The sequence below is a fragment of the Corynebacterium sp. J010B-136 genome (assembly GCF_002967075.1).
Lineage (GTDB): Bacteria > Actinomycetota > Actinomycetes > Mycobacteriales > Mycobacteriaceae > Corynebacterium.
Window position 1 is genome coordinate 75,714 of sequence record NZ_PUGE01000004.1, and the last position, 26,652, is coordinate 102,365.

Here is a 26,652-nt window from a genome sequence, read left to right on the forward strand (position 1 = left end):
AGCGGAGCCGAAAAGATGATGCGAGGCAATCGCGCCCAAGTCGGCGATATTCAGCGGGGTCGGCCCGACAACGACGCCGAGGGCAAGGACTGCGATCAGTGCGCAAAAATAATTCCTGACCAGGCTAGGGCTCGGCGGCGTTGCGCGCGAAACCCTAGAATGTCAGTACTCATGGAACAAAGAGTATCAATCGATCAATTGAATATAAAAGCCCGAAAATGGCATAAGAAAAACCGTGAGTGACCTGCACTCACGGCGTGGGGTAGAAGCTACGCTGTAGCCTTCTTGCGCGACATCCACTGCGCAACTGCGCGGCGGCCAAAGAGCAGCAGCGCCGACATAGTGATTGCCACGATGAGGAAGCTGTAGTGCGGCAGCGAGGAGTTCACCAGCGCCCAGAAAATCATGCCGAAGATAATTGCCGAGGCCCAGACCGTTAGACCCTGCAGCCAGATATTGCTGGTCTTAAACAGCCAAGTCAAAATCGCCCAGCCGAGAACCGCGCCGACAGCCCACGGCCAGAAGGCGTCGAAGATGCCGCCGAGGGTAACTGGTGGGTGCGCAAACCGCGCCAAGATGGCGAAGACGGCGATAGCGATGATGTCGTAGGTTAACTGTTTAGTCATGATGTTTCTTTCTCACCAGAAGTGGTGCTCAACGAGGACATTTTCAGGCCCTTGCGCGCGTAGTGCCAGAAGTACACTACCCAGCCGATGGCGGTCATCAGGGCAAAGGAAATCAGGCGGTAGATGACCGCGGTGCCGGTGGCCTCCACCGCGGTCATACCGGTTGCCACCAGCGTAGCGATGATTGCCGCTTCTACCGTGCCCAGTCCCGCCGGGGTGATTTGTGCGGAGCCAGCTAGCTTCGCGGTGATATAAGCCAGGGTTACACCGGCCAGGGTAGTTTCATTTTCGCCGGCATTAATCCATGGGATGGCCCCGCTGACAGCCCACACGCAGGCCCACAGGGCAACCATGTCAAAAAGTCGGTGACCGAAAGACAGCGCGGATACGGAGAGGAATTGATACCGCGACAAGTGCACTTCTTTTAAGTTGCGGGCTTGTTCAACTAGGCCGTCGCGCACTTTGCCTTTGATAATCTTTTGGCGCTTTAACCAGCGCTCTACTGTGCGGGGATTGTTGGTGACCCAGAATAATCCGGCGAGTAGCAAGACCATCAGCGCCAGTGAAATTATCAGTGCGCCCAAGCCTATCGATGCGCGCAGCAACATCACCCCGGACAGTCCAATCAGCACCAGCCAGATGGTGGAAACCGCTGAAGAGACGACGAAGAACCAGGCGCACAAGGCGATGGTTGCGCCCCAGGCGCGTTGCACATGGAAGGTTAAAAGGGCGGAGAACGCCGGTCCGGCAGGCAAGGTGGTAGACCAGGCATTAGAGGCGAGTGAAATCGCGGTTGCTTCTTTCACCGAAACGTTGACTCCGCCGGCCACCATGAGCTGTTGCATCACCCCGCTCATCGCGATTAGCGATGCAAGAGATGCGATGATGACAATCACGACAGCGAAAGCATTGGCGTGGCTGAGTCGTCGGAAGCCTTCCCCGAGGAAGTCCAACTCGTCCCGAAAGACCCAGATCAGCACGATGAGCACGAGGAGCGAGGCGCCCCAGCGCAGCCAGCGCATGCCGGATTGCATAGTCATCTAGAAATCGTCGTCCTTGGCTTGTGGCAGTTCACGGCGCTGTGGGCCGCGGTTTAAGGAACGGCGCTCGCGCGCTAAACGCTCCATAAGCTCATTGAATGGAATCAGCGAAGCATCTTCCTCGATGGAGCGCCCCGAGCGTCCCGGGCCTTCGTCCGCGGCGTCTTCGTAGGAATCGTGGAACTCCTCGTCATAAGTTTCCGGCTCGGCAGCTGGAGCCGGTTCCACGGCAGGCTCAGCGGCTGGAGCAGTGCTTGAGGGGTTGACTGTTTCTTTTTCTGCTGATGAGCGAAGCGAGGAAGCAGCAGGTTCGGAGCCGTGCCCCATCTTTTCGTAGGCCTTGTGGATGAATTTCGGTGCCCACCAGTTGTCTTCGCGCAGCAGGTGCATGACGGCTGGGACCAGCAGCATGCGCACGATGGTGGCGTCGATAAATAGCGCGAAGATCATGCCGAAGGCGATGTACTTCATCATCACGATATCGGAGAAGCCAAAGGCAGCAGCGACCACAATCATAATCAGTGCTGCGGCAGTAATAATGCCGCCGGTGTGTGCGGTGCCGGAGTTGATGGCCTCATCGGTGGTTGCGCCTTGCTTGCGGGCTTCGACCATGCGCGAGACCAAAAAGACCTCATAGTCCGTGGACAAGCCATAGATAATAGCGATAATCAGCACCAGAATCGGGCTCATCAACGGGCCAGGGGAGAAGCTCAGCAGGTTAGAGCCCACGCCGGAGACGAACATGGCGGTCAAAATGCCCAAGGTTGCACCCAAGGTCAGCACGGTCATCAAGATGGCCTTCATTGGCAAGACCACAGAGCCAAAGACCAAGGCCATGAGGATGAAGGTTGCAACCAGGATGTAGATAACCATCCACGGCAGCTTGTCAAAGAGGGCGTCGAGGGATTCCACTTCCATCGCTGGAGTGCCGCCGACGTACAGGTTTACGCCTTCAGGGGCATTGAGATTTTCCAGCTCGTGGACGATATCGGCGTAATCGTCGCGGTCTTCGATACCGGCAGAAAGCACGGTGGTGCCATCGACAGTCGCAGACGATGGTGCCATCGGGGAGGTTAGCCCGTCGAGTTCGCGGACCTGCATGATGACATCGACAAGCTGCTCATTCGACGCATTTTCCACCACCAGCTTCACGGGTTCCGTGCGGAAAGAAGGAAATTCTTCGTTGAATTTATCCTGCGCGACGCGAGTTTCCTGCGTCGGCGGCAGATAGCTTTCGTTGATTCCGCCGAAAGAAATATTCAAAATAGGCAAGGTCAGCGCGATAAGCAGGCCGCAAATAGCCAGCGTCATGACCTTCGCGTGCTTCATGGCCCACTTCGGAAGGCGGTACCACCAGGTATCTTCAATCCGGCGCGCGGTGCGCTTAGTGCGGCGAATCGACCACTTGTCGATGTTATGCCCCAGCATGCCAAATAGTGCCGGCAGCAGGGTGACAGAAAGCAGCGCCGCTAAACCGACTGCGGAAATCGAGCCATAGGCCACCGATTTGAGGAAGGCCTGTGGGAAAATGAACAGGCCGGAAATCGCAACCGCAACCATGGCGGCGGAAAAGACCACGGTTTGTCCCGCGGTGGCGGTGGTAATCGCGACGGCGTCTTTAACGTTGCGGCCTTTATCCAATTCTTCGCGAAAGCGCGAGACCATAAACAAGCCATAGTCGATGGCCAGACCTAGGCCCAAAAGCGTGACAACGGCTTGGGCAAAGACGTTGACCTGCAAAAAGCCGGCGAGGATGGCCAAAATACCAATCGAGCCCAAAATAGATAAACCACCGACAATCAGCGGCATAAAGGCTGCGACGACGGAGCCAAAGACGACCAGCAGCAACAGCCCGACCAGCGGCAAGGCTGCGCGTTCGGCACGCGAGATATCTGCGGCCATGCCTGCATCGAGAGCATCTGCGACAGCGGTTGCGCCGGCGACCTCAACATCAAGGGAGGTATCGGTCAATGCATCTTGGATGATGCGGAAGTCTTTGAGTGTTTGCTCTTCATCGCCGGCGAGCCCAATCGCGATGAAGGCGGTATCGCCTGCTTCGTTTAAAAGATTGGGATTTTGGGTATCGAAGTAGCTATTGACCTGGGCGATTTGCTCAGGGTAGGAGCTTTTGAGCTTATCGACGTATGCGCGGCCTTCCTCCAGGTTTTCCTGCGGGTTATTGACCATGACGATCACGTCGCCGGATTTATCGCGGCCGAAGACCTCGTTTTCGATCTCGGCGGCGCGCGTGGATGCCGCGTTTGGATCTTCCCAGCCTTCTTGGCTCATGCGGTTGTCCAACTGCGTGCCAAAGACTCCGAAGAGCACCAGGATTAACCCAATGAGTACAAAGGGGATGAATTTACGGTAGGCGTAGGAAAAATGGCCCCATTTTAAAAACACGTCTTTACTGCTCCTAGTGCTCTAATAAAGCGGATAGGGAACGGAAAGGCTGCAGCCAAGCACCTTCCGGTGGCAAAGCATCCAGCGAAATGCGTGGCAGCGGGTCGCGGAAGACACCGGGGATGTCTTCGAGATCCACAAACTCTAACAAGTCAGACCCGATGGCCCAGGAGACGTGCTCGTGGAAACCGAGCACGGTCACGGGAATGCCTTCGCCGGCGAGTTCTTCTAGCAAAGGCTGGAAATTCTGCCCATCTGCAGAGGCAACGACAAGACCTGCGAGCTCATCCCGGTTATCTAGGATGTATTCGATCATGTCTGGGTCGACATCAGAGTCATCGTCTGTTTTAGGTTTAGCGAAGACGGAGAAGCCGACGTTGCGGATGGCTTCAACCCAGGGGCGAATGACATCAGCGCCGCCGGGGGTGACATTCGTAAAGACGGAAGCTTGCGGTTCAGCACCGATTTCCATGGCGCGCAGGACAACCCAGCGGCCGATGGCATCAAAGCGCGGGCGATAAGCGGCGGTGGGGCGACCGCCTAAAATGGCGCCAAGCCCCATGTCCATATTCGGCGCATCCCAGATAAGTGCGTATGAGCGGCTCATTATTTCTTTTCCCACAGGTATTCAGTAATGACGTGGTCTTTATCCAGGCCCTTGCCTTCAAACTTGGTGATGACCTGGCGGTTGGTCAGCTGCGGGCACTCATCCCACGGCCAGCCCTTGAAATCTAAGGTGGGCTCGACATCGACAAGCTCATTGATCCACTCGGCGTAGTCCGCGTGGTCAGTAGCGACGTGCAACACGCCGCCCTTCTTCAGGCGGGATGCGAACAGATTTAGCGTGCCGGACTGGATGATACGGCGCTTATTGTGGCGCGCCTTCGGCCACGGGTCCGGGAAGAATACACGGATGCCGTCGAGGGATTCTGGCTCAAACATGCGCACCATAACCTCGACGCCGTCGCCGCGCACCATGCGGATATTGTCCAACCCACCTCGGACCACCTGGCCCATGAGCTTGGCCAGACCTGGCTTGTATAGCTCAACGGCGATGATGTTGGTGTCAGCTTCCAGTGGTGCCATTGCCGCAGTGGAGGTGCCAGTGCCGGAGCCAATCTCGACGATGGTCCGGTGTCCTTGACGATTGAACCAAGCATCGACATCGATGATTTCATCGGCCAGGTCTTTGCCGATGGTGGGCCAGTTCTCATTGAACATAGCTTCTTGGTTGTCCGTTAAGGTGCCGCGGCGGAAGGTGACATTGCCAAGACGTGGGTAGTCCAAATCATTGTCAAAGACTTTGTTGAAGTCAGTCTGCGGGGGACGGCCAGCGTGGGTTTCAGTATTATCCATGAATTTTTCTTTTAAAGGTTAGTAATTAATAAGAACAAGATGTGGTAAAAGTGATTACTGTTATCTCACACTATTGTCCATGGACAAAGGGGTGTAGGCAAAGATCGGCACTCGAAAGTGCACAAAAACACGCCGTTTACGCCCGGCGGGTATAACCAGTTGCGGCTCGGGGGTGGCTGACTGGAAAGGGTTACCGGGGAGGGGTTTCCTTGTCCTCCCCCGTTAAGGGGTGTAAAACCTGGTGTCTATCTGTGGTTTACGTCCTGTTCGTGCGCTAAATCTTGTGGTAGGTTCGGTGGATATAACCAGCGTGTGTCGAAAATAGTCCAATTTCTTCACTTCGACAGTTAGGCTGGTGCATGAGACTAACTCAGAGAAGATCTTTCCCAATTATCGCAGGAGACTTAGTAGATGACCGCCGCTATTCAAGGCCTCGTTGGTCAAGCACCAACTAATAACGAAGAGCTCATTAAGTGGATTAATGAAAGCGTCGAGCTTTTCCAGCCAGACCAGGTGGTCTTTATCGATGGCTCACAGGAAGAGGCAGATCGCCTAGCTGCGGAGCTAGTGGAAAAAGGCACTCTCATCAAGCTGAATGAGGAAAAGCGTCCTAATTCTTACTTAGCTCGTTCCAACCCTTCGGATGTCGCGCGCGTGGAGTCCCGCACCTTCATCTGTGCTGAAAACCAGGAAGATGCCGGCCCTACCAACAACTGGGTACCTCCAGCAGCAATGAAGGAAGAAATGACGGAGGAGTTCCGCGGTGCTATGCGCGGACGCACCATGTACGTCGTTCCTTTCTGCATGGGCCCAATCAGCGACCCGAACCCGAAGCTCGGTGTTCAGCTGACTGACTCGGCATATGTGGTTTTGTCCATGCGCATCATGACCCGCATGGGCCAGGAAGCACTGGACAAGATTGGTGAGCACGGCGATTTCGTACACGCTTTGCACTCTGTTGGTGCTCCTTTGGAGCCAGGTCAGGAAGATGTTCCATGGCCTTGCAATGACACCAAGTACATCACGCATTTCCCAGACACCAAGGAAATTTGGTCCTACGGTTCGGGCTACGGCGGCAACGCTATCTTGGCGAAGAAGTGCTACGCACTGCGTATCGCATCGGTCATGGCGAAGGAAGAAGGCTGGATGGCTGAGCACATGCTCATCCTCAAGCTAATCTCTCCGGAGGGCAAGGCGTACCACATCGCCGCGGCCTTCCCATCTGCATGTGGCAAGACCAACCTGGCTATGATCACCCCAACCCTTGAGGGCTGGACGGCTGAGGTTGTCGGCGATGACATTGCATGGCTGCACCTGCGCGAAGACGGCCTCTATGCTGTCAACCCAGAAAACGGCTTCTTCGGCGTTGCGCCAGGTACCAACTACGCGTCTAACCCAATCGCGATGAAGACCATGGAGCCAGGTAACACCATCTTCACCAACGTTGCGTTGACCGACGACGGTGACGTCTGGTGGGAAGGCATGGACGGCGAGAAGCCTGAGCACCTCATCGACTGGCTCGGTGAGGACTGGACTCCACAGTCCGCTACTCCTGCAGCACACCCGAACTCCCGCTACTGCACCCCGATTGCACAGTGCCCAACTGCTGCACCGGAATTTGATGACTGGCAGGGTGTAAAGCTTGACGCCATCTTGTTCGGCGGCCGCCGCGCAAGCACCGTCCCATTGGTTACCCAGTCCTTTGACTGGGAGCACGGCACCATGATCGGCTCCCTGCTGGCATCCGGTCAGACCGCAGCGTCTGCTGAAGCTAAGGTTGGCTCCCTGCGCCACGACCCAATGGCGATGCTGCCATTCATTGGTTACAACGCTGGTGACTACCTGCAGAACTGGATCGACATGGGTAACAAGGGCGGAGACCTCTTGCCAAAGATCTTCCTGGTCAACTGGTTCCGTCGTGGTGAAGACGGCCGCTTCCTGTGGCCTGGCTTCGGCGAGAACTCCCGTGTTCTCAAGTGGGTCATTGACCGCGTGGAAGGCAACGTTGGCGCTGAAGACACCGTTATCGGCAGCACCGCACGTGCAGAGGACCTGGACCTGACTGGTCTGGATACTCCACTGGAAGACATCAAGGAAGCACTAGACGTTGACCCAGCTGAGTGGGGCGGCGACTTGGAAGACAACCTTGAGTACCTGCGTTTCCTCGGCCCACGCGTGCCGCAGGAACTGCATGACCAGCTCGATGCACTCAAGACCCGCATCGAATCGGTCTAAGTCTTAAAGCATCCAAGCCCGCCAGCCTGTTGAAGGCTAGGCGGGCTTTTTGCGCAAGACCAGCACTAAGTTCGAGGTCAAGAACTCCCGCAACACCGGCACGCGCACAATCGCCCACGCCCAGGCGGGGTGATAGCGCGGAAACGCGGCGAGGAGTTCTTTGTCGCGTGCATAGTCCAAGCCTTCGCGCACAGAGACGGCAAACAAAGACTCGCCCCAGACATTCTTCGGCGGATGCCCATGGACTTTCTCATAGCGCTGCCTGGCAAACTCGCCGCCGATATAGTGTTGCCACAGCCCGGTTTCATGCCCGCCAAAAGGACCTAGCCACGCGGTATAGCTGATAAGAGCAATGCCGCCAGGGCGGGTTACGCGCAGCATTTCATCGGCCATCGCCCAGGGCTTGTCGATGTGCTCTGCCACATTAGAGGAATACACCACCTCAAAGGTGCCATCGGCAAAGGGCAAAGCGGTGCCATCCCCGCGCACAGAATTACTCAGCGTAATTCCGGCTGCTGCCATCTCTCCGGCATCGGGCTCGACGCCGAAATATAGTGCGCCGCGGTCTTCAAACTCGCTGGCGAAATACCCCGGACCACCGCCGACATCCAAGACCTTGGCCCCGGAAAGTGTGAGACCGGTGTCGCGGCAGATGGCATCGATAAGCAAGGCAGTGTCGCGCGCAAGTGCTCCGTAGAAGATATCGGGCCGGGATTGCTCAAAGCGAAAAGCCCGCAAGAGCTGCCAAGCGCGCGAAAAGGTTGCTAAAGCCCGGGTATGTTGCATGGACTTGCTAGGCTTATTACCCACGATGAAGATCCTCCTGTTGTGCTGGCGCGATTCCACCCACCCACAAGGCGGCGGTTCAGAACGCTACCTCGAACGCGTCGGGGAGTATCTGGTATCCCGTGGCCACGACGTCATTTTCCGAACCGCACGGCACATGAATGCTGCGCGCAGTGAAGTCCGCAATGGCGTGAAATACTCCCGCGGTGGTGCTAAATACAGCGTATATCCCACCGCTTTGGCGATGATTGCTGCGGGTCGTTTAGGCATTGGCCCTCTGCGCGGCGTGGATGTGGTGGTTGATACCCAAAATGGTATTCCTTTCTTCGCGCGGGTGGTTTCTGGCAAGCCGACGGTATTGCTGACACACCATTGCCACCGTGAGGTGTGGCCGGTCGCCGGTCGGATTATTGGCCGGTTGGGCTGGTTTTTAGAATCTCAAGTTGCGCCGTGGGTCTACCGCAATTCGGAAACGGTGACGGTCTCAGCTGCCTCGCGCGCCGACCTAGCGGAGCTGGGCGTGCATGGTGCGCACATCATTGAAAATGGCGTGGATCCTATCCCTGCGCACATTCCGATTATTGAACGCGAATCTCCCATTCACCTGGTCACGCTGTCGCGGCTGGTGCCCTATAAGCAAATTGAACACGCGATTGATACGGTCGCATCGCTTTCCGATGCCACCCTGGATATCATCGGTTCCGGCTGGTGGGAAGCACAACTGCGCACCTACGCGCGCGAGCGCGGTGCGTTGGCGAAGGTGAATTTCCACGGGCAGGTCACCGAAGATTACAAGCACGCGCTTTTAGCCCGCGCCGATATCCACCTGATGCCCTCGCGCAAAGAAGGCTGGGGCCTAGCGGTCATGGAAGCTGCCCAACACGGTGTGCCCACCGTGGGATATGCCTTCGGGCTGCGCGATAGCGTGCTGCACAATAAGACTGGCTTGCTGGTAAATGATGAGAAAGAATTTGCCGAGGCAACACAGAGGCTTATCCGAGATAGCGGATTGCGGGAGAAGTTAGGGCAGACGGCTAAAGATTTTGCCCTGGGCTTTTCGTGGGATTCGACTGGCGCTCGTTTCGAAGAATTGCTGCACAGGCTAGGACAGCAATCAGCGGACTAAACATCCATAGGCTGGTTAAAATCCATGGCACTTTCGGCGTGCTCGCGGCGGTTTCATAAAGGATTTCTTCGCCTTCCACGACCACACCAATGCCGAGTTCTTCCACGGCTTTTCGGTCATTTTCCTGCCAGGCGGTCATTGCTGCTTGCCAGCGGGGGCTCGGGATATCGACGACCTCTCCGTCGACGGTCAGCTGGCCTGATTCGACCTTGTTGACCATCTTGGAATAAGGGTCGATGGCCAAGCGACCATCGGTAGTGACCAAGGTATCGCGGTCTACGAAAAGAACCTCGCGGGAGCCGATTTCGCGGACCAACTCAGGGTCAACCAGCTGCGCGTGGGTACCGCGCAGTACCGCTAGCGAGGATGAGGCATCGGGGGTTTGCAAGATGATAAACCCCAGCGCGCATGCTGCTGCGATAGTTTGCTTCGCGGGAATGCGCCCGATCGCCGCGACATAGGCGGGGAGAGCCAGTATTAGCAGCTTCTGACTATCGCGGAACAAGCCCGCGCCAGGAATATGCTCAAGTGCCCACGCCATCGCCGCGGGGGCTAGCCAAGCGAAAATAGCGATGCCCATGCCAACAAGCGCCAAGCCGATGAGCCGCTTGGGCACAAAACGGATACCAATGAGCACGCAGGCGAAGACCCCGAGGCCAAAAAGTGCAAAGCCTAAGTTCCGGGAGTCGGGCACTGCGTCCGCATTCCAGATTCCGCCCAACCCTAGCAGCGCGCCGAGGGTCCCCACGGCCTCTTCGGCGCGCGGAGCAAAAGCTTGCGCTGCAGCCAGCGGGTTCATATCCTGTCCGCCGCGAAATGTCGCAATGATGCCAGGAATAGCCCACGGCAGTAGATACAGCACGCCCAGGCCAAGGGTTACTAGGCGATGCTTATTCATGCACACTAAGGCCACAGTGATGCCGACGAGCGCGCCAGTGGGCGTTAGCGATGCCACAAATACCAAAAGCCACACGAGCAGTGCGCGCCCGTTTAAAGCGGCGGCAGCAATCAGCGGCAGAAGCCAGGCAGCAATTACCATCGACCAATGGCCTTGCAAGAGCCTTTCGATGACAAAAGGGTTAGCCACCGCTAACGCGATCGTGGATAGTGTGGGTAGAAGTTCTTTATTACTTAACCACCAGGCGCCCGCGGCAGCGCCGATAGCGGAAGCAACCATCAGGGCTTTGACCACCCAGGTCGCAGGCATCACTACAGCGATAATGCTTAAGAAACCATCTTGGGGAGCATTGCGGGCAAAGAGATCACCACCGCCGAAATTCGACGCCGTCATCTGTGGGTAATCCAAGACGAGCATGTCCCGCCACGCTAATTGCCCGCCGAAGAGAAAAGGCCACACTACGGCCAGGACTGCTGCCGCCGAGAAGGCGGAAAAGACCAGCCTATTTCTCACGCTGCCTGCTAAAACGCCATGCGCAGACAAGCAAGAGCACGGCACCGACAATCGCTAGGACCCAGCCGATGATGCTGACTACCTGAATGGCTAAGACAGTGTTTTTCACCTTATCCAGCTCAGCCTGCGTGGAGGCTGCATCCCAGGAAATATCGGTGGCGAATAACGTGCGCTCATCCGTCGGTTCTTCGTGCGGCGTACCTGCGAGATAAATTTGCATCTTCTCGTTGACATCCACGATCCGCCCGGTCGTGGGCTCTACCCACACGGTGCGCTCAACAGCGTAATAGGGGCTGAGATTGTCGGGGAAACGTTGATCATCGAAAAGCTGCGAAACGTCAATCCCTTGGCGCTGCTGGTAAAAGGAATAGGTTGGGATACCTGCGACCTTTTCATCAGTTAGATAGTCAATCGGCTCCGATTTTTGCATCACGGGATCGAAATAGGGATAAGAGCGCTGCTCGGTTTGAGAAGGGAAGAAATAGTCAATGCCGTCGATTTCCGCGCCCTCGGAATTCAGCACTGCACCACCATGAATGGAAAATTCCTGTGTGGTATCCGTCCCCGCCATGGGATACGCCGATTCGCGGTTAAGTAGCGCGCTTTGCGCAATCTCGGCGATTTTCTTACCATCCAAGCTTGCTTCGATAGTGCTTTCAGCAACCGCTGCAGCATCATCTACCTCGGTCTTTGCGGTGGTGGAATGGCGTGTAATCTCAAGCTCTGAAGTTTCTTGGGAACATTCGCCGTCATCCGCGCAGCGTGAAACCTGAGCCTTGGCCGGGCCCATGGTGATTGAAATATCTTCTTTAAATGACAAAGGTCGCGTGCGCTGGGTAACCAGGCTGGGCGCGAGCGCTCCTACAATCAAGCACACCAGTGCGATGATGGCGGTGAGCTTTAGCGAAGACTGGTTACGTAGCATTTAAGAAAGATTATCCAATTCAAATAACAGGAGGTGATAACGATTAGTACTTTACCGCAGCATCTACCCGCTTTAGACGGCATCCGCGCGGTAGCCGCACTGGGAATCGTTGTCACCCATGTTTCCTTCCAAACCGGCACCGGCTGGGCACTGGCAGAACGCTTTGACTATTTTGTCGCAGTCTTCTTCGCGCTCTCGGCCTTTGTGCTGTGGCGCAGGCCCGTAAACCAGCACTATTACCGCAACCGCACCGCGCGCATCGCCCCTGCTTATCTGGTCTGCGTCAGCGCTGTGATTCTGCTTTTCCCCGAGGCGCGGACCATGGATATTTGGCAGATTCTCACCAACCTCACGCTGACGCAGCTGTATATCCCCGACGGGCTCGCGCCTGGGCTGACACACCTGTGGTCATTGTGCGTGGAAGTGGCCTTTTACCTCGCTCTTCCTGTGATTGCCTGGGCGATGCGCAGGCTAAGTCGCCGAGGGCGCTTAGCCGCGATTATCGGTGCCGCAGTGCTGTCCTTTGCCTGGCCGTGGCTACCTTTCGTCGCGGGTTTCGACGGCGAGGGCATTAACTTCCAAATCTGGCCACCGTCCTATATTTCGTGGTTTGCGATCGGCATGCTCGCCGCGGAATGTGAAGGCCGCGTGAAAATTCCCTCGCGCATTCGTCCTTTCGCGTGGCTGCTTGCCGCAGCCATCATGTGGGTGGCTTCGCGCGCATGGTTTGGTCCGCAAGGTTTGGTACACCCAGAACCGGCAGAGTTTAACCGCCGTATTCTCGCTGGTGGACTATTCGCCGCATGCATCGTGGTGCCTTATGCCCTGGGGGGTCCTAGCCAGATTCTGCATAGCAGAATCTGGCAGTTTCTGGGCAAGATTTCCTATTCCATCTTCTTATGGCACGTCGCTATCTTGGGGCTGATGTTCCCGCTCACGGGTATTCCGTTATTCTCCGGGCACTTCGCGCTGATTTTTATCCTCACCGTCGCGTTTACCATCGCGGTTAGCTACGCCAGCTATGAACTGATTGAGGAACCCGCGCGGCTTTATTTCCGCGGCAAGAAAAGACACGCCACAGCGGCGGCGGATAAGCCGGCAACCAAGACGGAATCACCGGCATAGCTTTCCGATGGCCACGGCGCCCTGGCCAACATCGCACCCGCAATGAGCATCAGCGCCGGCGATAAGTACGCCGGCTGAAGATTGGTCCAGCGCAACACGGCCCACACGCCGAGCGCAGCTAGGCCGAAGACCCAATTGACCGCAGCTAGAACCGCAAGACCGAGTACCCACGGCCGACCCATTTCTAATTGCGCTGGCTCACCGCGCACACGCCCTGTCCATGCGCACGCCACAAGCGTTGCGATGCCAATCGCCCCGCCAATGACAAGCCACGCGCGGTAAAAGCCATCGGCAACATGGTCCATGTGGAACTGGCCCGAAGCCCCAGCCGGAATTACAAAAGCCTGCGATGCGGCATCAATCTGCACGGGCTCTAATTCCACATCACCGAGATAGCCGCGCAGACCAGCGTTAAATGCGCGGCCGGTGTTTAAAATCCGCTCGGAATCGGCAGCCGCAATTTCAGCGCCAGTAGCTTCATAAGCCACTTGCGCATCCGTGGCAGTCAGGCTCATCCACTGCGCGCGGGTTTCCACCCGGTGCGTGCCCTTCTCCAAGGAGATGGTGTCGCCGGGGGAGTAGAGAGTGTCATCGATAAGCACTTCTGCTCTATCAGCATCTAGGGTGACGGTCATCTCGCGCGGAGCGGTGAATTTGCGGATGATAATGCCGGTGTCGAGGAAAAGGCGCTGGAAAATAAACTGCTGCACATTCGGCGAGGTATCCGGCACCGTGACCACGCGCTCGGCTTGAGCGATTTCGGCAATGCCGACGCGCTCGGTCAACTCCACGCGGATGGTTTCGGTCGGCCCGCCAGGCACGGTAATGGTGCGCGGGGTATCGGCCTCTAACTTGGCGGTGACCTTCGCGCCGTCGGCGCCGTGGATTTCCACCTCGGTGTTGCGCGTGGCGGTCAGCGTGATTTCGGGCGTAGGAAAATCGCCGTCAAGCTGTAACCAGCCGGTGTGTCCCGGTGCTGGCCACCAGGCGGTTTCGGGGTTGCCATCGGCGGCAGCGGTCAGAGAGCGCGCCGGGTTGGCGCCGCCAAAGGCAGAAGCATTGCTTGCCGATGACACCGCCGACAACCTCACATCCCCCTCCCTCACGGTGGTCAGCGGCCCAGCGCTGGGGTAATCGCGCGCGGCGTTGTTGGAGGTAGATTCGTCCCCTTCGGCCAACTGCGCGCTGGATGCGCCATCGAGTGTGCCGAAGTTCCTGTCCACCAGCGCTGGAGTATCGGTGACGATGTCGGCGTTGTCTTTGACTAGTTGACGCGGGCCGGGAGTACCCAGCATGTCGAGCAGAGCGAGGATTTCCCCGCCGCCAGCAACGGTGGTGGGCTGGTTGTCGGCGATGAGCATGTCGGGTTGCTCGTCCAGGAGCACCACGTCGACCTCGCCGAAGGTATGCACGGTACCGCGAAGTTCCTCCGGGTCGAACTCAGTAAAGGAATTCTCCAAGTCATGGCGGTAGACAACCACGCCGATTCCCAGGCGCTGCAAGGACTTGGCGCCCTGGGCGGGGTCGTAGCGCAAGATGTCCATGATGCCGTCGAGCCCGCGGATGGCCTCGGCGGGAATCAGCGGGATGGCGTCGCGGAAAGCCAGCGGGGTATCCACAAGCGGTTGGGCTGGTTCATCGCGGGTCCAGCCCCAGTCTTGGCGGGCAAAAGAAGTCTGCGGAGCAATCAGCGTGCGGGTATCTTGCGCGTTTTTGTTGATAAAGTCGGCGGCTTCCTGCCAGTACTGCGGCACCTCTTCATAGGCGCCTTTAGGCAAAAGCCGGCCTGTCCAAGCAGGCGCGGTGCTGGTGAGCACCACCAAAACCACTAACGTGGCGGCAGCCATACGACGGGTAGCAAGCTTGTGCGCTGCGACCGCCACCCCGAGTGCCAAGGGCAAGCGCACCAGGGGGTCGAATTTGTGCAGGTTGCGCATAAAGGCGCCAGCGCCATCGAGGAAATCGAGGTAAACACCTAAGTGCGTGCCCATGACGGCGATGCCGATGAGCAACATCGCGGTCCACACTTTGGGAAGGCGGGTTAGCCCTGCCAAGCCCACTGCAGCGACCGCGCAGGTGGCGAGGACAAAAAGCGGCTCGGTGGTGAGAAGGGAACCGGCTTGGCGTTCGGTTTCGACAAACGTGGACCAGCTGGTGGCACCACGCAGCAGCTCCGGCAGGTTCAACCAGCGCGTGGTTACATAAGCAGATTCAATATAGTCCGTAAAAGCAGGTGCGTATGTGCCCAGGATGAGCAGCGGGCCGATCCACCAGGCGCTGACCAGCGCGCAGCCGATAAGCCACAGGCCGAGGGCTTTGAATTGTTTGCGGTACAACAACACGATGGCCGCGGGGACACACGCGGCTAATGTCGCGGTGGCATTAATCGCGCCCATACACGCCACCGGAACGACGGCAGCAGCAATGTGCCGCCACGAGATGCGCTGCACCAGAAACGGCGCCACCACCCAGGGCGCGAGCATGACCGGCCAAGTCTCCGAAGAAATCGCCGTCAATGTCGTTAACGCACGCGGGCTCAGCGCATAGACGAAACCGCCGAGTACCAGCCAGGCAGGGGAAAGAGTGACAACTTTGCGGGCAAGGACAACAAAGCCCGAATAGCCCACGCCCAGCACAATTGTCCACCACAGACGCTGAGCTACCCAGTCGGGGAGAAAATCCGTAAAGAGGAAAAAGGCACCTTGTGGAAACAGGTAGCCATAGGCCTGGTTTTGTAACTGGCCAAGAGGAAAATTATCAGAGTAGACAGAAAAAGCGCCGGCTAAAAAGCCTAAAGGATCGGCGCTCAAATCATGTTTGGTATCCGCAGCAATCAGCCCGAAAGGCTGCGCAAAAGCTAAAACGGCACAGATTACCCACCCGATAGCGTGGACATACAACTATCCGCGGGATCCGTATTCAGGGCTGCCCATCACGGCTTCATCGGCAGGCACTGCATGCGACGATGGCACCGAATCCTGCCCGGAGAACTGTGCCACCCCAATGATGGTAATAATCCCCAAGGCAATACCCACGACAACAGAGCCGAGGGCGGGGCCGAAAGTGCGAGGCATATTTTCTACAATTCCTTAGTCGAAGTATTCGGGGGCATCGTCTTCATCATCTTTTTCCGGCGGGACAATAAAGACCGGGCGGCCAGCATGACGCACAATGTGCTCCGCCGTGGAATTATTCCACCAGCCACGAAAACCCTTCAAAGCGCGGGTACCAGTGACAATAATATCAACATCTAACTCGTCAGCGGCGTCCACGATAGCAGAAGCGATGGTTGTTGCTGACTCTACTAAATGCGCACGTCCAGCAAGACCTAAATCCTCAGCGACTTTCACACCTTCGCGGCAAATCGCTAGAGCCTCTTCATATGCTGGGTCATCTTCGACCGCCTCGGTGTCCATGGCGGCTTGTTGCAGGCCCGTGCGCGTCACCACGCGTGCTGCTTGGCGCGCCACGGGCTCCCAGGCAGTTAAGATTTCCACCGTTCCAGGTTGCAAGAAACGCGCAGCGTATTCCATGGCGCGCGCGGCTCTATCGGAGCCGTCGTAGGCAATGAGCATGGTCTGTGCATTATTCATATCGACAATTGTAACCATGCCATTAGCCAAAATGGGGTGAGTGCGGCACACTAGGAAATCGATGAAAAGGTTTGTTGGATTAATTCTCGCGGCAAGCATGCTTGCTGGCTGCGCCGCGCCTGTCGATGACACCCCCGCCCCAACCCCGACCAGCACCACCACCTCGACAACGCCGACAACGACGACAAGTACGCCCAAGCCAGAGGTAGATGTGCGCGAACAAGTAGCCCGCATGCTCATGCCGGGTGTGGTCAATTACGCCGATGCTAAAGCCAAACTCCAAGCCGGCGTCGGCGGGATTTTCATTACCAGTTGGGCCGATCCGAACCTGCTCTATCAAATCGAGGGGTTGCGGGAAGAAATCGGCCGGCCTTTTGATGTTTCCATTGATTTTGAAGGCGGACGCGTGCAGCGCTTTTCTGAGATTTTAGGCGCACACCCTTCCCCCCGTGAACTAGCTGCAACAATGAGCATTGAGCAGGTAGAGGCCAAAGCGTATGAAATCGGTAAAAGCCTGCGAGCGTACGGCATCACGGTGGATTTCGCGCCGGTCATTGACGTTGATGGCGGCGGATTGGAAGTTGTCGGAGACCGCTCCTTTTCCCAAGACCCGCACCTTGCGGGTGATTATGGCGCGGCCTTTGCCCGCGGTCTGCAAAGCGCCGGGGTGCAAGCTGTCTTTAAGCACTACCCCGGCCATGGACATGCCTCAGGCGATACGCACCTGGGTGAGGCAATCACCCCGCCGTTGTCGCAACTTTTTCAACATGACCTGATTCCTTTTAAGGAAGCTTTCGCCCAGGCTCCCGATGCCGCGGTGATGGTTGGACACATGGTGGTGCCAGGGCTTGGTGATGGCATAACCCCTGCCAGCTTAAACAATCACGCTTACGGGCTTTTGCGTAACCACCATCAATTCCATGGCACGGCGTATACCGACGATCTCACCGGTATGGCCGCGATTTCCAATACGATGAGCATTGAACAAGCAGTCCCCGCGGCGCTGGCGGCAGGTGCTGACCAGGCACTATGGTCATCGGCAAGCAATATTGATGCGGTCATTGAGGCCTGCGTCCAGGCCGTGGAGTCTGGGCAGATTCCCCGCTCACGCCTGCCACAGGTTGGATAGCGTGTAATAACGCATTACCCTAAGATCTGTGAATAAAGCTGGTACAGGGAAAAAGTGGGCCATTATCGCCGGGCTCCTCGTGGGCCTTTTGGTGATCTTGGGCGTTGCCTACGCACTGGATGTTGTCAGTGGCAAGGGCAAACTTCCACGCAAGACGTCAGTCGGCGGCGTGGATATTTCGCGCATGGAGCCGCAGGCTGCCATCGACAAGCTAGAAAGCGAACTCGGCGGCGCTACCTCCCAGTCTGTGACCGTGACGGCGGGAGAGCGCGAGGCACAATTTATCCCTGAGCAGGCCGGCATGTCGCTGGATTTTGCTGCCGCGGTGGACTCGATTCCTGAAGCTTCGATGAACCCCTTTGCCCGCTTGGCAGCGTTTTTCGGCGGACCCCAAGAAATTGATGTCGATGCCGATATTGAACCAACTGCCCTAGAGCCTGTGCTGAACCGCCTGAGCAATGAGCTTTCTTTCGATGCCACCGATGGCCAAGTCGCCATTGAAGAAGGCGAGGTCAAGACCGTTGATGCCAAGCTTGGCCAAAGCGTTGACCGCGGCCAGCTGGAGGAGAAAGTCACCAGTGATTGGCTTGACCCGAAGGGCGTTGAGGTCGAGCCAGAAGACGTGCAGCCGGTCATTGACCAGGACAAGGTCGATGAATTCGCCGCAGGTCCAGCCAAGGCCGCACTCAACGGCGACTTGGAGCTCAAGGGGCGCGAAGATGTCACCGCAAGCTTGGATAAACAGGCTATTTCCAGCTTTGTTGGGGTCAAGAAGGAGGGAGAAAACCTCCAGCTAGACATTGATGTGGAGCGCGCACAAGAGCTTTTCGATGCCACCTTGGCTGATACTGAAACCGAAATGCAAAATGCGCAGATTTCCTTTGCCTCTGGGGCTATGCAGGTCACCCCGCATTCCGATGGCGAAGTGATCGACTGGGAGACCACCCTGCGCGATTTTGATATGCGCGTTTTAGGCGAAGAGCCTCGTAAGTGGGATGCGGCCTATGAGGATGAGCCGGCAGAATTTACTACTGAAGACGCAGAAAATGCCTCCTTTGATGAGGTCGTCGGCGAGTTTACAACTTCGGGTTACTCGGCTGCCTCTGGCCGCAATATTGAGCTGACCGCGCAAATGGTCAACGGTGCGGTTATTTCTCCGGGCGATACCTTCTCTTTGAACGGCTACACCGGTCCCCGCGGTGCAGCCCAGGGCTTTGTGGAATCCGGCATCATTATTGACGGCCACGCAGGCACTGCTGTCGGCGGCGGCATTTCACAGTTTGCGACTACCTTGTACAACGCTTCCTACTTCGCCGGCATGACCGATGTTGCGCACACCCCGCACTCCTACTACATCTCCCGTTACCCAGCGGGCCGTGAAGCCACGGTGTACGAAGGTGCGATTGACCTGCAGTTCAAGAATGATTCGCAGTACCCTGTGCAGATTCAAACCAGCTTTGGCGGCGGCAACGTGACCGTGAAATTGATGGGTGTGAAGACTGTAGATGTGGAATCTGTTAACAATGGCCGCTGGGCACAAACCTCGCCGCACCGGATTCAATTATCCGGCAGCGATTGTGCGCCTTCTTCAGGTGCGCCTGGATTTACGACGTCCGATACTCGCATCATCCGGGATTTGAGCGGGAATGAAATCAACCGCGAGACAGTAACCACCGTCTATGATCCCCAGCCGATTGTGACCTGCAGCTAGGTTAAAATGGAGCCGGCGACGAGAATCGAACTCGCACTCTCAGCTTGGGAAGCTGATGTTCTACCACTAAACTACGCCGGCGCGTAACAAAATATAAGTGTACACCGAGGAATTAAGCCTCAGAAACTTGGAGGGTCATTGTGCTTCTATCCGACAAGGATATCCGCGCTGCCATTGAAGCTGGACGCCTAGGCATTGAGCCTTTTGAGCCGGAGCTTATCCAACCGTCGAGCGTGGATGTGCGCATCGACAAGTACTTCCGGGTTTTTAATAACTCGAAGTACACCCACATCGACCCTAAGCGCGACATGCCTGATTTGACCACTGAGGTCGAAGTACCTGAGGGCGAATCTTTCGTGCTGCACCCTGGTGAGTTTGTACTCGCTGCCACCTTGGAGAAGTTCACCCTGCCGAATGACCTGGCGGGCCGTCTGGAAGGTAAATCTTCCCTTGGCCGACTGGGCCTTTTGACCCACTCCACCGCGGGCTTTATCGACCCCGGTTTTTCTGGGCATATCACTTTGGAGCTTTCCAACGTGGCAAACTTGCCGATCACCTTGTGGCCGGGCATGAAGGTTGGCCAGATGGCGATGTTCATGATGAGCTCGCCGGCTGAAGTTCCTTATGGCTCCGGCGCTTTGGGCTCGAAGTACCAAGGTCAGCGCGGCCCCACCCCGTCGAAGTCCTACCTGAATTTTCAATAGATTTAATCGTGGGTTCAACTTGGACCACTAGGCTGTGCAATTATGAAAATGACAGTCTTTGGTACCGGGTATTTAGGCGCAACGCACGCAGCATGCATGGCCGAATTGGGCCACGAAGTGCTCGGCGTGGATGTGGATGACAATAAGATCGCGGCGTTGTCGTCGGGCACGGTGCCTTTTTATGAACCTGGTTTGCCGGAAGTGCTCGAGCGGAATTTGGCCGCTGGGCGCTTGAGCTTTTCGACGGACTATGAGCTCGCCGCAGAGTTTGCCAACGTGCACTTTCTCGGCGTGGGCACCCCGCAGCGCCACGGTTCTTATGCTGCCGATATGACCTATGTGCGTGCGGTGATTGAGCAGCTCGTGCCGTTGTTGCGCGGAGAGCACGTTATTTTTGGCAAGTCCACGGTTCCAGTTGGCACTGCTGCTGAGCTGCAAGAGTTGGCGGATTCTTTGGCGCCGGAGGGAACCTCGGTGGAAATCGCGTGGAATCCTGAATTTCTGCGCGAAGGCTACGCGGTTAAAGACACGATTACCCCAGACCGGATTGTGTTGGGCGTGCGCTCTGGCGATAGCGCTGCAGAGTCTTTGGCGCGCGAAGTCTATGCACAACCCTTGGCGGATAATACGCCCTTCTTGGTCACTGACTTACAGACCGCGGAGCTGGTAAAAGTCGCCGCTAATGCTTTCTTGGCTACCAAGATTTCCTTTATCAACGCGGTCTCAGAAATCTGTGAAATCGCTGGCGGCGATGTCGTGGCGCTCGCGGATGCTATTGGCCACGATGACCGCATCGGCCGCAAGTTCTTAGGCGCCGGCCTAGGCTTCGGCGGCGGCTGCCTTCCCAAAGACATCCGTGCCTTTATGGCGCGTGCCGGCGAGCTCGGCGCGGACCAAGCGCTGACCTTTCTGCGCGAAGTCGACGCGATCAACATGCGCCGCCGCGACCGCATGGTGGATTTGGCCAAGCGCGCCTTCAACGGCTCTTTGCTGGGACACCGCGTGACCGTGCTGGGCTGTGCCTTCAAACCCAACTCGGACGATGTCCGCGACTCGCCCGCGCTATCTGTTGCAGGTTCCCTATCTCTCGGCGGCGCCGCAGTAACTGTCTATGACCCCCAAGGCATGGACAACGCCCGCAAGGTTTTTCCGACGCTTGGCTACGCAGAGAGTGCTTCCGAGGCACTTGCTGATGCGGAATTAGTTATCCTTGCGACCGAATGGCAAGAATTCCGCGACTTAGACCCGAAGGCCGTGGCTGAGCTGGTTGCGCGAACCCATATCATTGATGGACGTAACGTCCTCGACGTCGCTTCCTGGAATGCCGCGGGATGGACCGTGGAGGCTCTAGGTCGGACCTTGACACCGTAAGTGCCGCAATCACCGTAGTCAACGGAACTGCGAGCGTTAGCGCAATCGCGCCCACACCTGAGCGCAACAGTTCCGTGGCCATGACATCGGAGCTCAACGTGCTGGCAATAGTTCTATCGGCGGCGGAGATTAAAATCAGCAGCGGCAAACTCGCACCCGTATACGTCAGCACCAGCGTGTAGACCATCGACGCGATGTGGTCACGTCCGACCTTCATGGCGGAGACAAAAAGCTCCCACACGCCCGCATCGGGCTGCGCATAGGCCAGCTCATTAACCGTCGAGGCCTGCGCAATAGCCACGTCATTCAAACTTCCCAATGCGCCGATGACGAAGCCGCTGAGCAAAATGCCCACGATGGACACACCGGGGACGTAGAGGAGAAGCTTGAGGTTGGAATCATCGGAAAGCCCTTGCAATGAGGATGAATCAATCGCTACCCACGCTAAAAATCCAGCCAAACCCAGGGCGATAAGCACGCCGCCCAGCGAGGATGCGGCTTTCCAATTGATGCCGTGGACCAGCGGCACGGCCACGAACACAATCGTCGAACACGCCACCAGAGCCAAGAGCAGGGGATTAGTACCTGCCATGAGCCCTGGGATGAGGAAGACAAACACCACCGCGAGGCTGTACGCCAGACCGATGAGTGCGCGCAGACCCTGCCACGCCGCAACCACCACGATGACAATCGCCGCAACAACACCCCAGACAAGCAAGTTGTTGGTGCGCTCATAATCGGCGAAAGCATATAGGCTGCCGTCGGTCTCCGACATGACGATACGGTCGCCTTCAGCTAGCTCCGGCTCGCCCGCCACACCCCAGTGCACCAGCTGAGTGAAAGTGCCGTCATCAAACTCCACCAAGGAACGCGTGCAGTCACCGCCGTCACCAGCAGGAATCAGCGGCGCCGTCTCCATGCGTGTTCCGGTCAGCGCAGAATCACACAAATGGTTATCCACCTTGACCACCGTGCCCAGAACTTGCGGTTGATTAAACGGGAAATCCTCGCCCGCCTTCGTCGTAGCGCTCGGCCACAACCACACCAGCCCAACCAGCGTTATTACGCCCACCAAAGCCAACAGTGCCAGCAAACCCTTCCGCCACATATTCATTCCACATACTCTAGCCTGCGGGTTAACAGATCGTCCGAGCGGTTATCCACAGGTTTGAGGGCAAAATTCTTTTTCCTGTTGGCAGGGCTGCGTGCTGGTCTGAGACTCAGGTTCATGACTAACGCATATTCTTCATACCTCGCCGCACCAAGGGTGCCGCGGGGGGAATTTGCAGATTGCTGAACTGTGCGAATGGCTTATCGGGGGGATGTCTTTCCTATTTTTCAGGAAAAATCGCGGCCCGACAACTAGATTTAGGGGCACGCAGAATCCAGGCGCGGGAATACCCCAGAACCGAATTTCCAGAAATCGTTGGACCAGTTTAGTTTTAGCTCCAGTATGTGTTGGCTCATTAATACTGTTCGCACCCTCTGCCGACGCGGAAGAAGTACCTTCAGTTGGCCTTGAATGCACAGAGGCCGAAGATAACTCAAGTTCTAACGTTAGGGTGACTGAAAGCGGATTATGGGTAAATGACGACTACATTACCGAGGAAGAATTTGATCAATACCTCAATTCGTTAGTCTATGTTGGTGGATCTTGTAATCCAGAGAACATTCCTGTTTTGCAGCCAAGGGCACTAGTTGCTGCGCCAGGGATTTACTTTATTCCCGGAATCGGACAAATTGCCATTGCTGCTACAGGTGGCATCATAGTTGCCGGTGTCGCTATAGCTGCTGGTTCATGGTTGGCTAAGAAAATTAGTACAGTCCTTGCAGATAGATCAGCAACAGAAAAGGCCAAAATTCGTGGAAGTATTCCCACACGAATTAGGGACAACAATGGAAATGTGAGACTAGAAAAGTTTACGAAGCCTGTTCGAAACAGCGGGGATAAGAAGGAGTCTGGAGGGTGGAGGATCAGCCCCGACCGTTCAGGGCATGGAGGTAGCAAGTGGAAGCTTTTTGATTCAAGAGGTAAGCGGATAGCGTCGTTAGGTGGGCGCGGAGAGGTGCTTCGTGGTTAGTAAAGGAGAGTTCTAGTGATGGACGAGCTGACAAAAGCTGAAACAGAATTTATCGAGCGCACTTTGGCCTCGGAGAAGTACCACGTAATTGATTACATTCCGTTTCATCCTGAAGATCAGGAATTTCTCAAACTCGAAGCGTTCTGGGAGAAAAACGAACGTGCGACCTTTTCCAAAGGCGTTGCCTTTGTTCTCTTGAACTTTATGTACCAGCACTATCGATGCTTCGGTATGCGACAGATATCTGACTACCAATGGGTGATCAGCGCCAACGCTACCACTGAAGTTGAACTCGCGAAACTATATGACACCCTCCTGGACACCGCTATGAGCACTGGGCACTACCAGGTTGTTTATTTCATCTGTGAAGAAGACGGCGTTCTTGTAGAAGTTCAACCGGACTTTTCCGTGACGCTCTTCGGGTTTAGTAAACAGAAGCTGGAATTTTTATTGCCTCTAGTTCGAAGCCGCGGGTTGTTTCTTAAGTCCTATGATGGTGGATTCCGGTCGGCGCTCTGAAAATTGCACATGCTGTGGCCTGCGGTTTCGTGTTTCGCCTGAAAAGTTATCCACAGGTTTTGGGCTGCGGGATTGACAAAGGTTGGCAGACGGGAGGCGCGGTCTTAGGCTCAGAGACATGGAAAACGCATACACCTCATACCTCGCCGCGAAGGCGAGTGGGTGGGATGTGTTGTTGGCGTTTCATCGGCAAGCAGGCAATCTGCAGCCGAGCCGGATTGCACGCCGCGATGGCATTGCGGAGTCCGAGGTTCGTGAGTTGCAGCGGGTGTTCAATCGGATTCGCCCGCGCGGCAAGATTGCGGCCAAGCTGGGCTTGAGCTTGGATTTGTTGGGATTGGTGTCGAAGTCGATTGGCAAGGTGGACGCACGGCTTAACGATGTCCCCGCGATTCTAAGCCGCATGCTCAAAGCATGTGAAGGCGCGACCATGCACGAAGCGGATGCGCGGTTGCGCAAAATTGTGGCGCAGACTGAGCGCGGAGGGCGCAAGGGCAGGACCAACCGGCTGAACTTTGCCAAGCAACCGGATGAAAATGGCATGCTGAATCTGATGGGCAAGTTCAAATCGGACCAAGCACGCGCGATTATGACCGCGGCGGACCCGTATATAAAAACCGCGATGAAGAAAAACCCGGCGCTGCAGTACGACCAGTTGCTTGCGAACTGGGTGATTCGGCGGCTGCTGGAAGGCTCAGGGAATTCGGTAGATGAAACGAATATTACGTATACGCCGATGATTATTCTCTCCGGCGACCCAAACGTGGATATTGCCCGCGGGCACTTGAATACCTTGTCCGGGGCGCAGATACCGCTGGATGAAGCGATAAATCTCAAGCTTGCCGGTACCGGTTACGTGGCATTGACCACCATCAAAGACGGCAAAGCCCATCTGGAGACTATCGCGCCGATTATTAATGAAAGATTTTCCAAGGGCTTGCACCGAGTGGGCGTGATTATGGAGAACCTGGTGTGCGCGCACGAGGCTTGTAATCTGCCGGCGATTTTATGCGCGGTGCACCACATCCGCTCAGTGGGCTATCACGATGGCGAAACCAGTTGGGAAAACACCGTGAGCCTGTGCGGTCCGCACAATGCGCAAAACGATGATAATCCGAATGCGCCGCCGAAAAATGGGCGCATCGAACGTGATGAGTATGGCTGGGCAGGCCGCCAAGAAGAACCGGGCGGTCCCATCCATCACAATCCCAACCCGCAGTTTCGGGAAGGGTGGAGGGGAACCGCCCAGGACATAGCCGATAATTTTACTGCTTATAACTAACCAGGAAGTTGCCGAGGCGTTCAATCGCCTCTTCCAACTGCGAAACCCAGGGGAGGGTGACAATACGGAAGTGGTCGGTGGTCGGCCAGTTAAAGCCGGTGCCTTGCACCATGAGGATTTTCTCAGAGCGCAAGATATCGAGCATTAACTTTGTATCATCATGAATCTCATACACATTGGGGTCTAGACGCGGGAAGGCATAAAGCGCGCCCTGGGCCTTGGTCACGGAGACGCCAGGGATTTCGTTGAGCTTTTCAAAAGCAACGTCACGCTGGCGATGTAAGCGACCGCTTTCTGCGGTGAGCTCATAAATAGACTGCTTGCCACCGAGAGCTACCTGAATGGCATGCTGTGCTGGCACATTCGGGCATAGGCGTGTGCCTGCCATCAAATCCAGGCCTTCGATAAAACCGGCAGCATGGTTCTTCGGGCCGGTTAGCACCATCCAGCCAGCGCGGTAGCCGGCGACGCGGTAAGCCTTCGACAGGCCGTTATAGGTGATGCACAACAAGTCCGGCACGAGAGATGCCATGGAGATGTGCTGTGCGCCGTCGTAGAGGATGCGGTCGTAGATTTCATCAGCGAGCACCAATAGGGAGTGCTTGCGGGCCACAGCCGCGATATTTTCAAGCACTTCGCGCGAATACACGGCACCCGTCGGGTTATTCGGGTTGATGACCACAATCGCCTTGGTACGCTCGGTGATCTTGGATTCGATATCTTCGATGGACGGATTCCAGTCGTCTTGCTCATCGCAGATATAGTGCACGGGTGTACCACCCGAGAGCGAGGTCGCAGCAGTCCACAGCGGGTAGTCAGGGGCAGGGATGAGCACCTCGTCGCCATCGGAAAGCAAAGCCTGCATGGTCATCATGATCAGCTCAGAGACACCATTTCCGAGGTAGACATCATTGATGTCAAAAGCCGGGAAGTCCTCGAGCTCATAGCGAGTGTAGATAGCCCGGCGCGCAGACACGATTCCCTTGGAGGTGGAATAGCCCTGTGCAGTCGGCAGGGCAGCAATCATATCGCGCATGATGACATCGGGAGCATCAAAGCCAAAGAGTGCTGGGTTGCCGGTATCTAGGCGCAAGATCCGGTTGCCGTCCATTTCCATGCGCTCCGCCTCCGCTGACACCTCGCCGCGGATGTCGTAGGCGACATTGCGCAGTTTGTCGGCTTGGTCAAGGATTCGAAGTCGTGGAGAAGTCATACGCAATATTGTGCCA

The 26,652-nt window shown here is 56.5% G+C and carries 23 protein-coding genes and 1 tRNA gene; 10 read left to right on the forward strand and 14 right to left on the reverse strand.

What is annotated here, in order from left to right:
* Window positions 1–269 precede the first annotated feature (269 nt).
* The 5 genes from C5Y44_RS07805 to trmB are packed head-to-tail and all read right to left on the reverse strand — an operon-like array spanning window position 270 to window position 5,425.
* The gene (locus tag C5Y44_RS07805; RefSeq protein WP_066796707.1) at window positions 270–626 is read right to left on the reverse strand and encodes a DUF3054 domain-containing protein; all 357 of its coding nucleotides are present in this window, start codon (window positions 624–626) and stop codon (window positions 270–272) included.
* On the reverse strand, window positions 623–1,666 hold the full coding sequence (locus C5Y44_RS07810; protein ID WP_105324426.1) for a YbhN family protein: 1,044 nt from the start codon (window positions 1,664–1,666) through the stop codon (window positions 623–625). Before C5Y44_RS07810 ends, C5Y44_RS07805 begins: the two co-directional genes overlap by 4 nt.
* Window positions 1,667–4,069 (reverse strand): MMPL family transporter, encoded by a 2,403-nt coding sequence (locus C5Y44_RS07815; protein WP_105324427.1) that lies wholly within the window; start codon window positions 4,067–4,069, stop codon window positions 1,667–1,669. It abuts the gene before it with no gap.
* A gap of 13 nt (window positions 4,070–4,082) precedes the next feature.
* Complete coding sequence (locus C5Y44_RS07820; RefSeq protein ID WP_066796701.1) at window positions 4,083–4,676, reverse strand: NYN domain-containing protein; 594 nt, start codon at window positions 4,674–4,676, stop codon at window positions 4,083–4,085.
* Window positions 4,676–5,425, reverse strand: a complete 750-nt coding sequence (gene trmB, locus C5Y44_RS07825) for a tRNA (guanosine(46)-N7)-methyltransferase TrmB (RefSeq protein ID WP_105324428.1) — start codon at window positions 5,423–5,425, stop codon at window positions 4,676–4,678. Before trmB ends, C5Y44_RS07820 begins: the two co-directional genes overlap by 1 nt.
* A gap of 411 nt (window positions 5,426–5,836) precedes the next feature.
* On the opposite strand from trmB, the gene C5Y44_RS07830 reads away from it, so the two are divergent.
* Window positions 5,837–7,660 carry a phosphoenolpyruvate carboxykinase (GTP) gene (locus C5Y44_RS07830; protein WP_105324429.1) on the forward strand — a complete coding sequence of 608 codons (1,824 nt, stop codon included), beginning with the start codon at window positions 5,837–5,839 and terminating at the stop codon, window positions 7,658–7,660.
* A 36-nt stretch (window positions 7,661–7,696) separates the two neighbouring features.
* On the opposite strand, the gene C5Y44_RS07835 is transcribed toward C5Y44_RS07830, so the two are convergent.
* Window positions 7,697–8,446 (reverse strand): class I SAM-dependent methyltransferase, encoded by a 750-nt coding sequence (locus tag C5Y44_RS07835; RefSeq protein ID WP_105324585.1) that lies wholly within the window; start codon window positions 8,444–8,446, stop codon window positions 7,697–7,699.
* 25 nt (window positions 8,447–8,471) lie between these two features.
* Here C5Y44_RS07835 and C5Y44_RS07840 point away from each other — a divergent pair, with 25 nt between their 5' ends.
* Complete coding sequence (locus C5Y44_RS07840) at window positions 8,472–9,572, forward strand: glycosyltransferase family 4 protein (RefSeq protein ID WP_105324430.1); 1,101 nt, start codon at window positions 8,472–8,474, stop codon at window positions 9,570–9,572.
* Here the strand turns inward: C5Y44_RS07840 and C5Y44_RS07845 are convergent.
* Together C5Y44_RS07845 and C5Y44_RS07850 are read right to left on the reverse strand one after the other, a co-directional pair.
* Complete coding sequence (locus C5Y44_RS07845) at window positions 9,481–10,983, reverse strand: hypothetical protein (RefSeq protein ID WP_105324431.1); 1,503 nt, start codon at window positions 10,981–10,983, stop codon at window positions 9,481–9,483. The two genes, C5Y44_RS07840 and C5Y44_RS07845, sit on opposite strands and share 92 nt — an antisense overlap.
* Window positions 10,973–11,908 carry a DUF3068 domain-containing protein gene (locus C5Y44_RS07850; RefSeq protein WP_105324432.1) on the reverse strand — a complete coding sequence of 312 codons (936 nt, stop codon included), beginning with the start codon at window positions 11,906–11,908 and terminating at the stop codon, window positions 10,973–10,975. Before C5Y44_RS07850 ends, C5Y44_RS07845 begins: the two co-directional genes overlap by 11 nt.
* Before the next feature lie 33 nt (window positions 11,909–11,941).
* Between C5Y44_RS07850 and C5Y44_RS07855 the strand changes: the two genes are divergently transcribed.
* Window positions 11,942–13,033 carry an acyltransferase gene (locus tag C5Y44_RS07855; protein WP_105324433.1) on the forward strand — a complete coding sequence of 364 codons (1,092 nt, stop codon included), beginning with the start codon at window positions 11,942–11,944 and terminating at the stop codon, window positions 13,031–13,033.
* Here C5Y44_RS07855 and C5Y44_RS07860 read toward each other — a convergent pair.
* From C5Y44_RS07860 to C5Y44_RS07870, 3 genes are read right to left on the reverse strand one after another with little or no spacing between them, the layout of a single operon-like run.
* Window positions 12,958–15,933, reverse strand: coding sequence for an alpha-(1->3)-arabinofuranosyltransferase family protein (locus C5Y44_RS07860; protein ID WP_105324434.1), 2,976 nt, complete (start codon window positions 15,931–15,933; stop codon window positions 12,958–12,960). The two genes, C5Y44_RS07855 and C5Y44_RS07860, sit on opposite strands and share 76 nt — an antisense overlap.
* Window positions 15,934–16,107, reverse strand: coding sequence for a DUF2613 domain-containing protein (locus tag C5Y44_RS07865; protein ID WP_079005596.1), 174 nt, complete (start codon window positions 16,105–16,107; stop codon window positions 15,934–15,936).
* A 15-nt stretch (window positions 16,108–16,122) separates the two neighbouring features.
* Window positions 16,123–16,626, reverse strand: coding sequence for a universal stress protein (locus tag C5Y44_RS07870; RefSeq protein WP_105324586.1), 504 nt, complete (start codon window positions 16,624–16,626; stop codon window positions 16,123–16,125).
* Window positions 16,627–16,687: 61 nt separating this feature from the next.
* Between C5Y44_RS07870 and C5Y44_RS07875 the strand changes: the two genes are divergently transcribed.
* Both C5Y44_RS07875 and C5Y44_RS07880 read left to right on the forward strand, forming a co-directional pair.
* Window positions 16,688–17,755, forward strand: a complete 1,068-nt coding sequence (locus C5Y44_RS07875) for a glycoside hydrolase family 3 N-terminal domain-containing protein (protein WP_105324435.1) — start codon at window positions 16,688–16,690, stop codon at window positions 17,753–17,755.
* 28 nt (window positions 17,756–17,783) lie between these two features.
* Window positions 17,784–19,466: a VanW family protein gene (locus C5Y44_RS07880; protein WP_199186009.1), complete on the forward strand. Its 1,683-nt coding sequence runs from the start codon at window positions 17,784–17,786 to the stop codon at window positions 19,464–19,466.
* 7 nt (window positions 19,467–19,473) lie between these two features.
* Here the strand turns inward: C5Y44_RS07880 and C5Y44_RS07885 are convergent.
* A tRNA-Gly gene (locus C5Y44_RS07885) sits at window positions 19,474–19,547 on the reverse strand.
* 59 nt (window positions 19,548–19,606) lie between these two features.
* Between C5Y44_RS07885 and dcd the strand changes: the two genes are divergently transcribed.
* Together dcd and C5Y44_RS07895 are read left to right on the forward strand one after the other, a co-directional pair.
* A complete protein-coding gene (gene dcd / locus C5Y44_RS07890; RefSeq protein WP_066796668.1) occupies window positions 19,607–20,170 on the forward strand; it encodes a dCTP deaminase in 564 nt (187 codons plus the stop codon).
* 42 nt (window positions 20,171–20,212) lie between these two features.
* The gene (locus C5Y44_RS07895; protein WP_199186010.1) at window positions 20,213–21,541 is read left to right on the forward strand and encodes a UDP-glucose/GDP-mannose dehydrogenase family protein; all 1,329 of its coding nucleotides are present in this window, start codon (window positions 20,213–20,215) and stop codon (window positions 21,539–21,541) included.
* On the opposite strand, the gene C5Y44_RS07900 is transcribed toward C5Y44_RS07895, so the two are convergent.
* On the reverse strand, window positions 21,453–22,655 hold the full coding sequence (locus C5Y44_RS07900; protein ID WP_105324436.1) for a YibE/F family protein: 1,203 nt from the start codon (window positions 22,653–22,655) through the stop codon (window positions 21,453–21,455). The two genes, C5Y44_RS07895 and C5Y44_RS07900, sit on opposite strands and share 89 nt — an antisense overlap.
* A gap of 208 nt (window positions 22,656–22,863) precedes the next feature.
* Here C5Y44_RS07900 and C5Y44_RS13240 point away from each other — a divergent pair, with 208 nt between their 5' ends.
* From C5Y44_RS13240 to C5Y44_RS07910, 3 genes are all read left to right on the forward strand, one after another.
* A complete protein-coding gene (locus tag C5Y44_RS13240; RefSeq protein ID WP_146108483.1) occupies window positions 22,864–23,622 on the forward strand; it encodes a hypothetical protein in 759 nt (252 codons plus the stop codon).
* A gap of 15 nt (window positions 23,623–23,637) precedes the next feature.
* Complete coding sequence (locus C5Y44_RS07905) at window positions 23,638–24,141, forward strand: hypothetical protein (RefSeq protein WP_146108484.1); 504 nt, start codon at window positions 23,638–23,640, stop codon at window positions 24,139–24,141.
* 118 nt (window positions 24,142–24,259) lie between these two features.
* Window positions 24,260–25,423, forward strand: coding sequence for an HNH endonuclease (locus C5Y44_RS07910; protein ID WP_105324438.1), 1,164 nt, complete (start codon window positions 24,260–24,262; stop codon window positions 25,421–25,423).
* On the opposite strand, the gene C5Y44_RS07915 is transcribed toward C5Y44_RS07910, so the two are convergent.
* Window positions 25,407–26,636 (reverse strand): pyridoxal phosphate-dependent aminotransferase, encoded by a 1,230-nt coding sequence (locus C5Y44_RS07915; RefSeq protein ID WP_105324439.1) that lies wholly within the window; start codon window positions 26,634–26,636, stop codon window positions 25,407–25,409. The two genes, C5Y44_RS07910 and C5Y44_RS07915, sit on opposite strands and share 17 nt — an antisense overlap.
* Window positions 26,637–26,652 lie beyond the last annotated feature (16 nt).

Excerpts from the sequence above, each read along its gene's own strand:
- C5Y44_RS07805 (WP_066796707.1), bottom strand. The coding sequence starts at position 626 with ATGACTAAACAGTTAACCTACGACATCATCGCTATCGCCGTCTTCGCC.
- C5Y44_RS07810 (WP_105324426.1), bottom strand. The coding sequence starts at position 1,666 with ATGACTATGCAATCCGGCATGCGCTGGCTGCGCTGGGGCGCCTCGCTC.
- C5Y44_RS07820 (WP_066796701.1), bottom strand. The coding sequence starts at position 4,676 with ATGAGCCGCTCATACGCACTTATCTGGGATGCGCCGAATATGGACATG.
- trmB (WP_105324428.1), bottom strand. The coding sequence starts at position 5,425 with ATGGATAATACTGAAACCCACGCTGGCCGTCCCCCGCAGACTGACTTC.
- C5Y44_RS07830 (WP_105324429.1), top strand. The coding sequence starts at position 5,837 with ATGACCGCCGCTATTCAAGGCCTCGTTGGTCAAGCACCAACTAATAAC.
- C5Y44_RS07835 (WP_105324585.1), bottom strand. The coding sequence starts at position 8,446 with ATGCAACATACCCGGGCTTTAGCAACCTTTTCGCGCGCTTGGCAGCTC.
- C5Y44_RS07840 (WP_105324430.1), top strand. The coding sequence starts at position 8,472 with ATGAAGATCCTCCTGTTGTGCTGGCGCGATTCCACCCACCCACAAGGC.
- C5Y44_RS07850 (WP_105324432.1), bottom strand. The coding sequence starts at position 11,908 with ATGCTACGTAACCAGTCTTCGCTAAAGCTCACCGCCATCATCGCACTG.
- C5Y44_RS07865 (WP_079005596.1), bottom strand. The coding sequence starts at position 16,107 with ATGCCTCGCACTTTCGGCCCCGCCCTCGGCTCTGTTGTCGTGGGTATT.
- C5Y44_RS07870 (WP_105324586.1), bottom strand. The coding sequence starts at position 16,626 with ATGAATAATGCACAGACCATGCTCATTGCCTACGACGGCTCCGATAGA.
- C5Y44_RS07875 (WP_105324435.1), top strand. The coding sequence starts at position 16,688 with ATGAAAAGGTTTGTTGGATTAATTCTCGCGGCAAGCATGCTTGCTGGC.
- C5Y44_RS07895 (WP_199186010.1), top strand. The coding sequence starts at position 20,213 with ATGAAAATGACAGTCTTTGGTACCGGGTATTTAGGCGCAACGCACGCA.
- C5Y44_RS07900 (WP_105324436.1), bottom strand. The coding sequence starts at position 22,655 with ATGAATATGTGGCGGAAGGGTTTGCTGGCACTGTTGGCTTTGGTGGGC.
- C5Y44_RS13240 (WP_146108483.1), top strand. The coding sequence starts at position 22,864 with ATGTCTTTCCTATTTTTCAGGAAAAATCGCGGCCCGACAACTAGATTT.
- C5Y44_RS07910 (WP_105324438.1), top strand. The coding sequence starts at position 24,260 with ATGGAAAACGCATACACCTCATACCTCGCCGCGAAGGCGAGTGGGTGG.
- C5Y44_RS07915 (WP_105324439.1), bottom strand. The coding sequence starts at position 26,636 with ATGACTTCTCCACGACTTCGAATCCTTGACCAAGCCGACAAACTGCGC.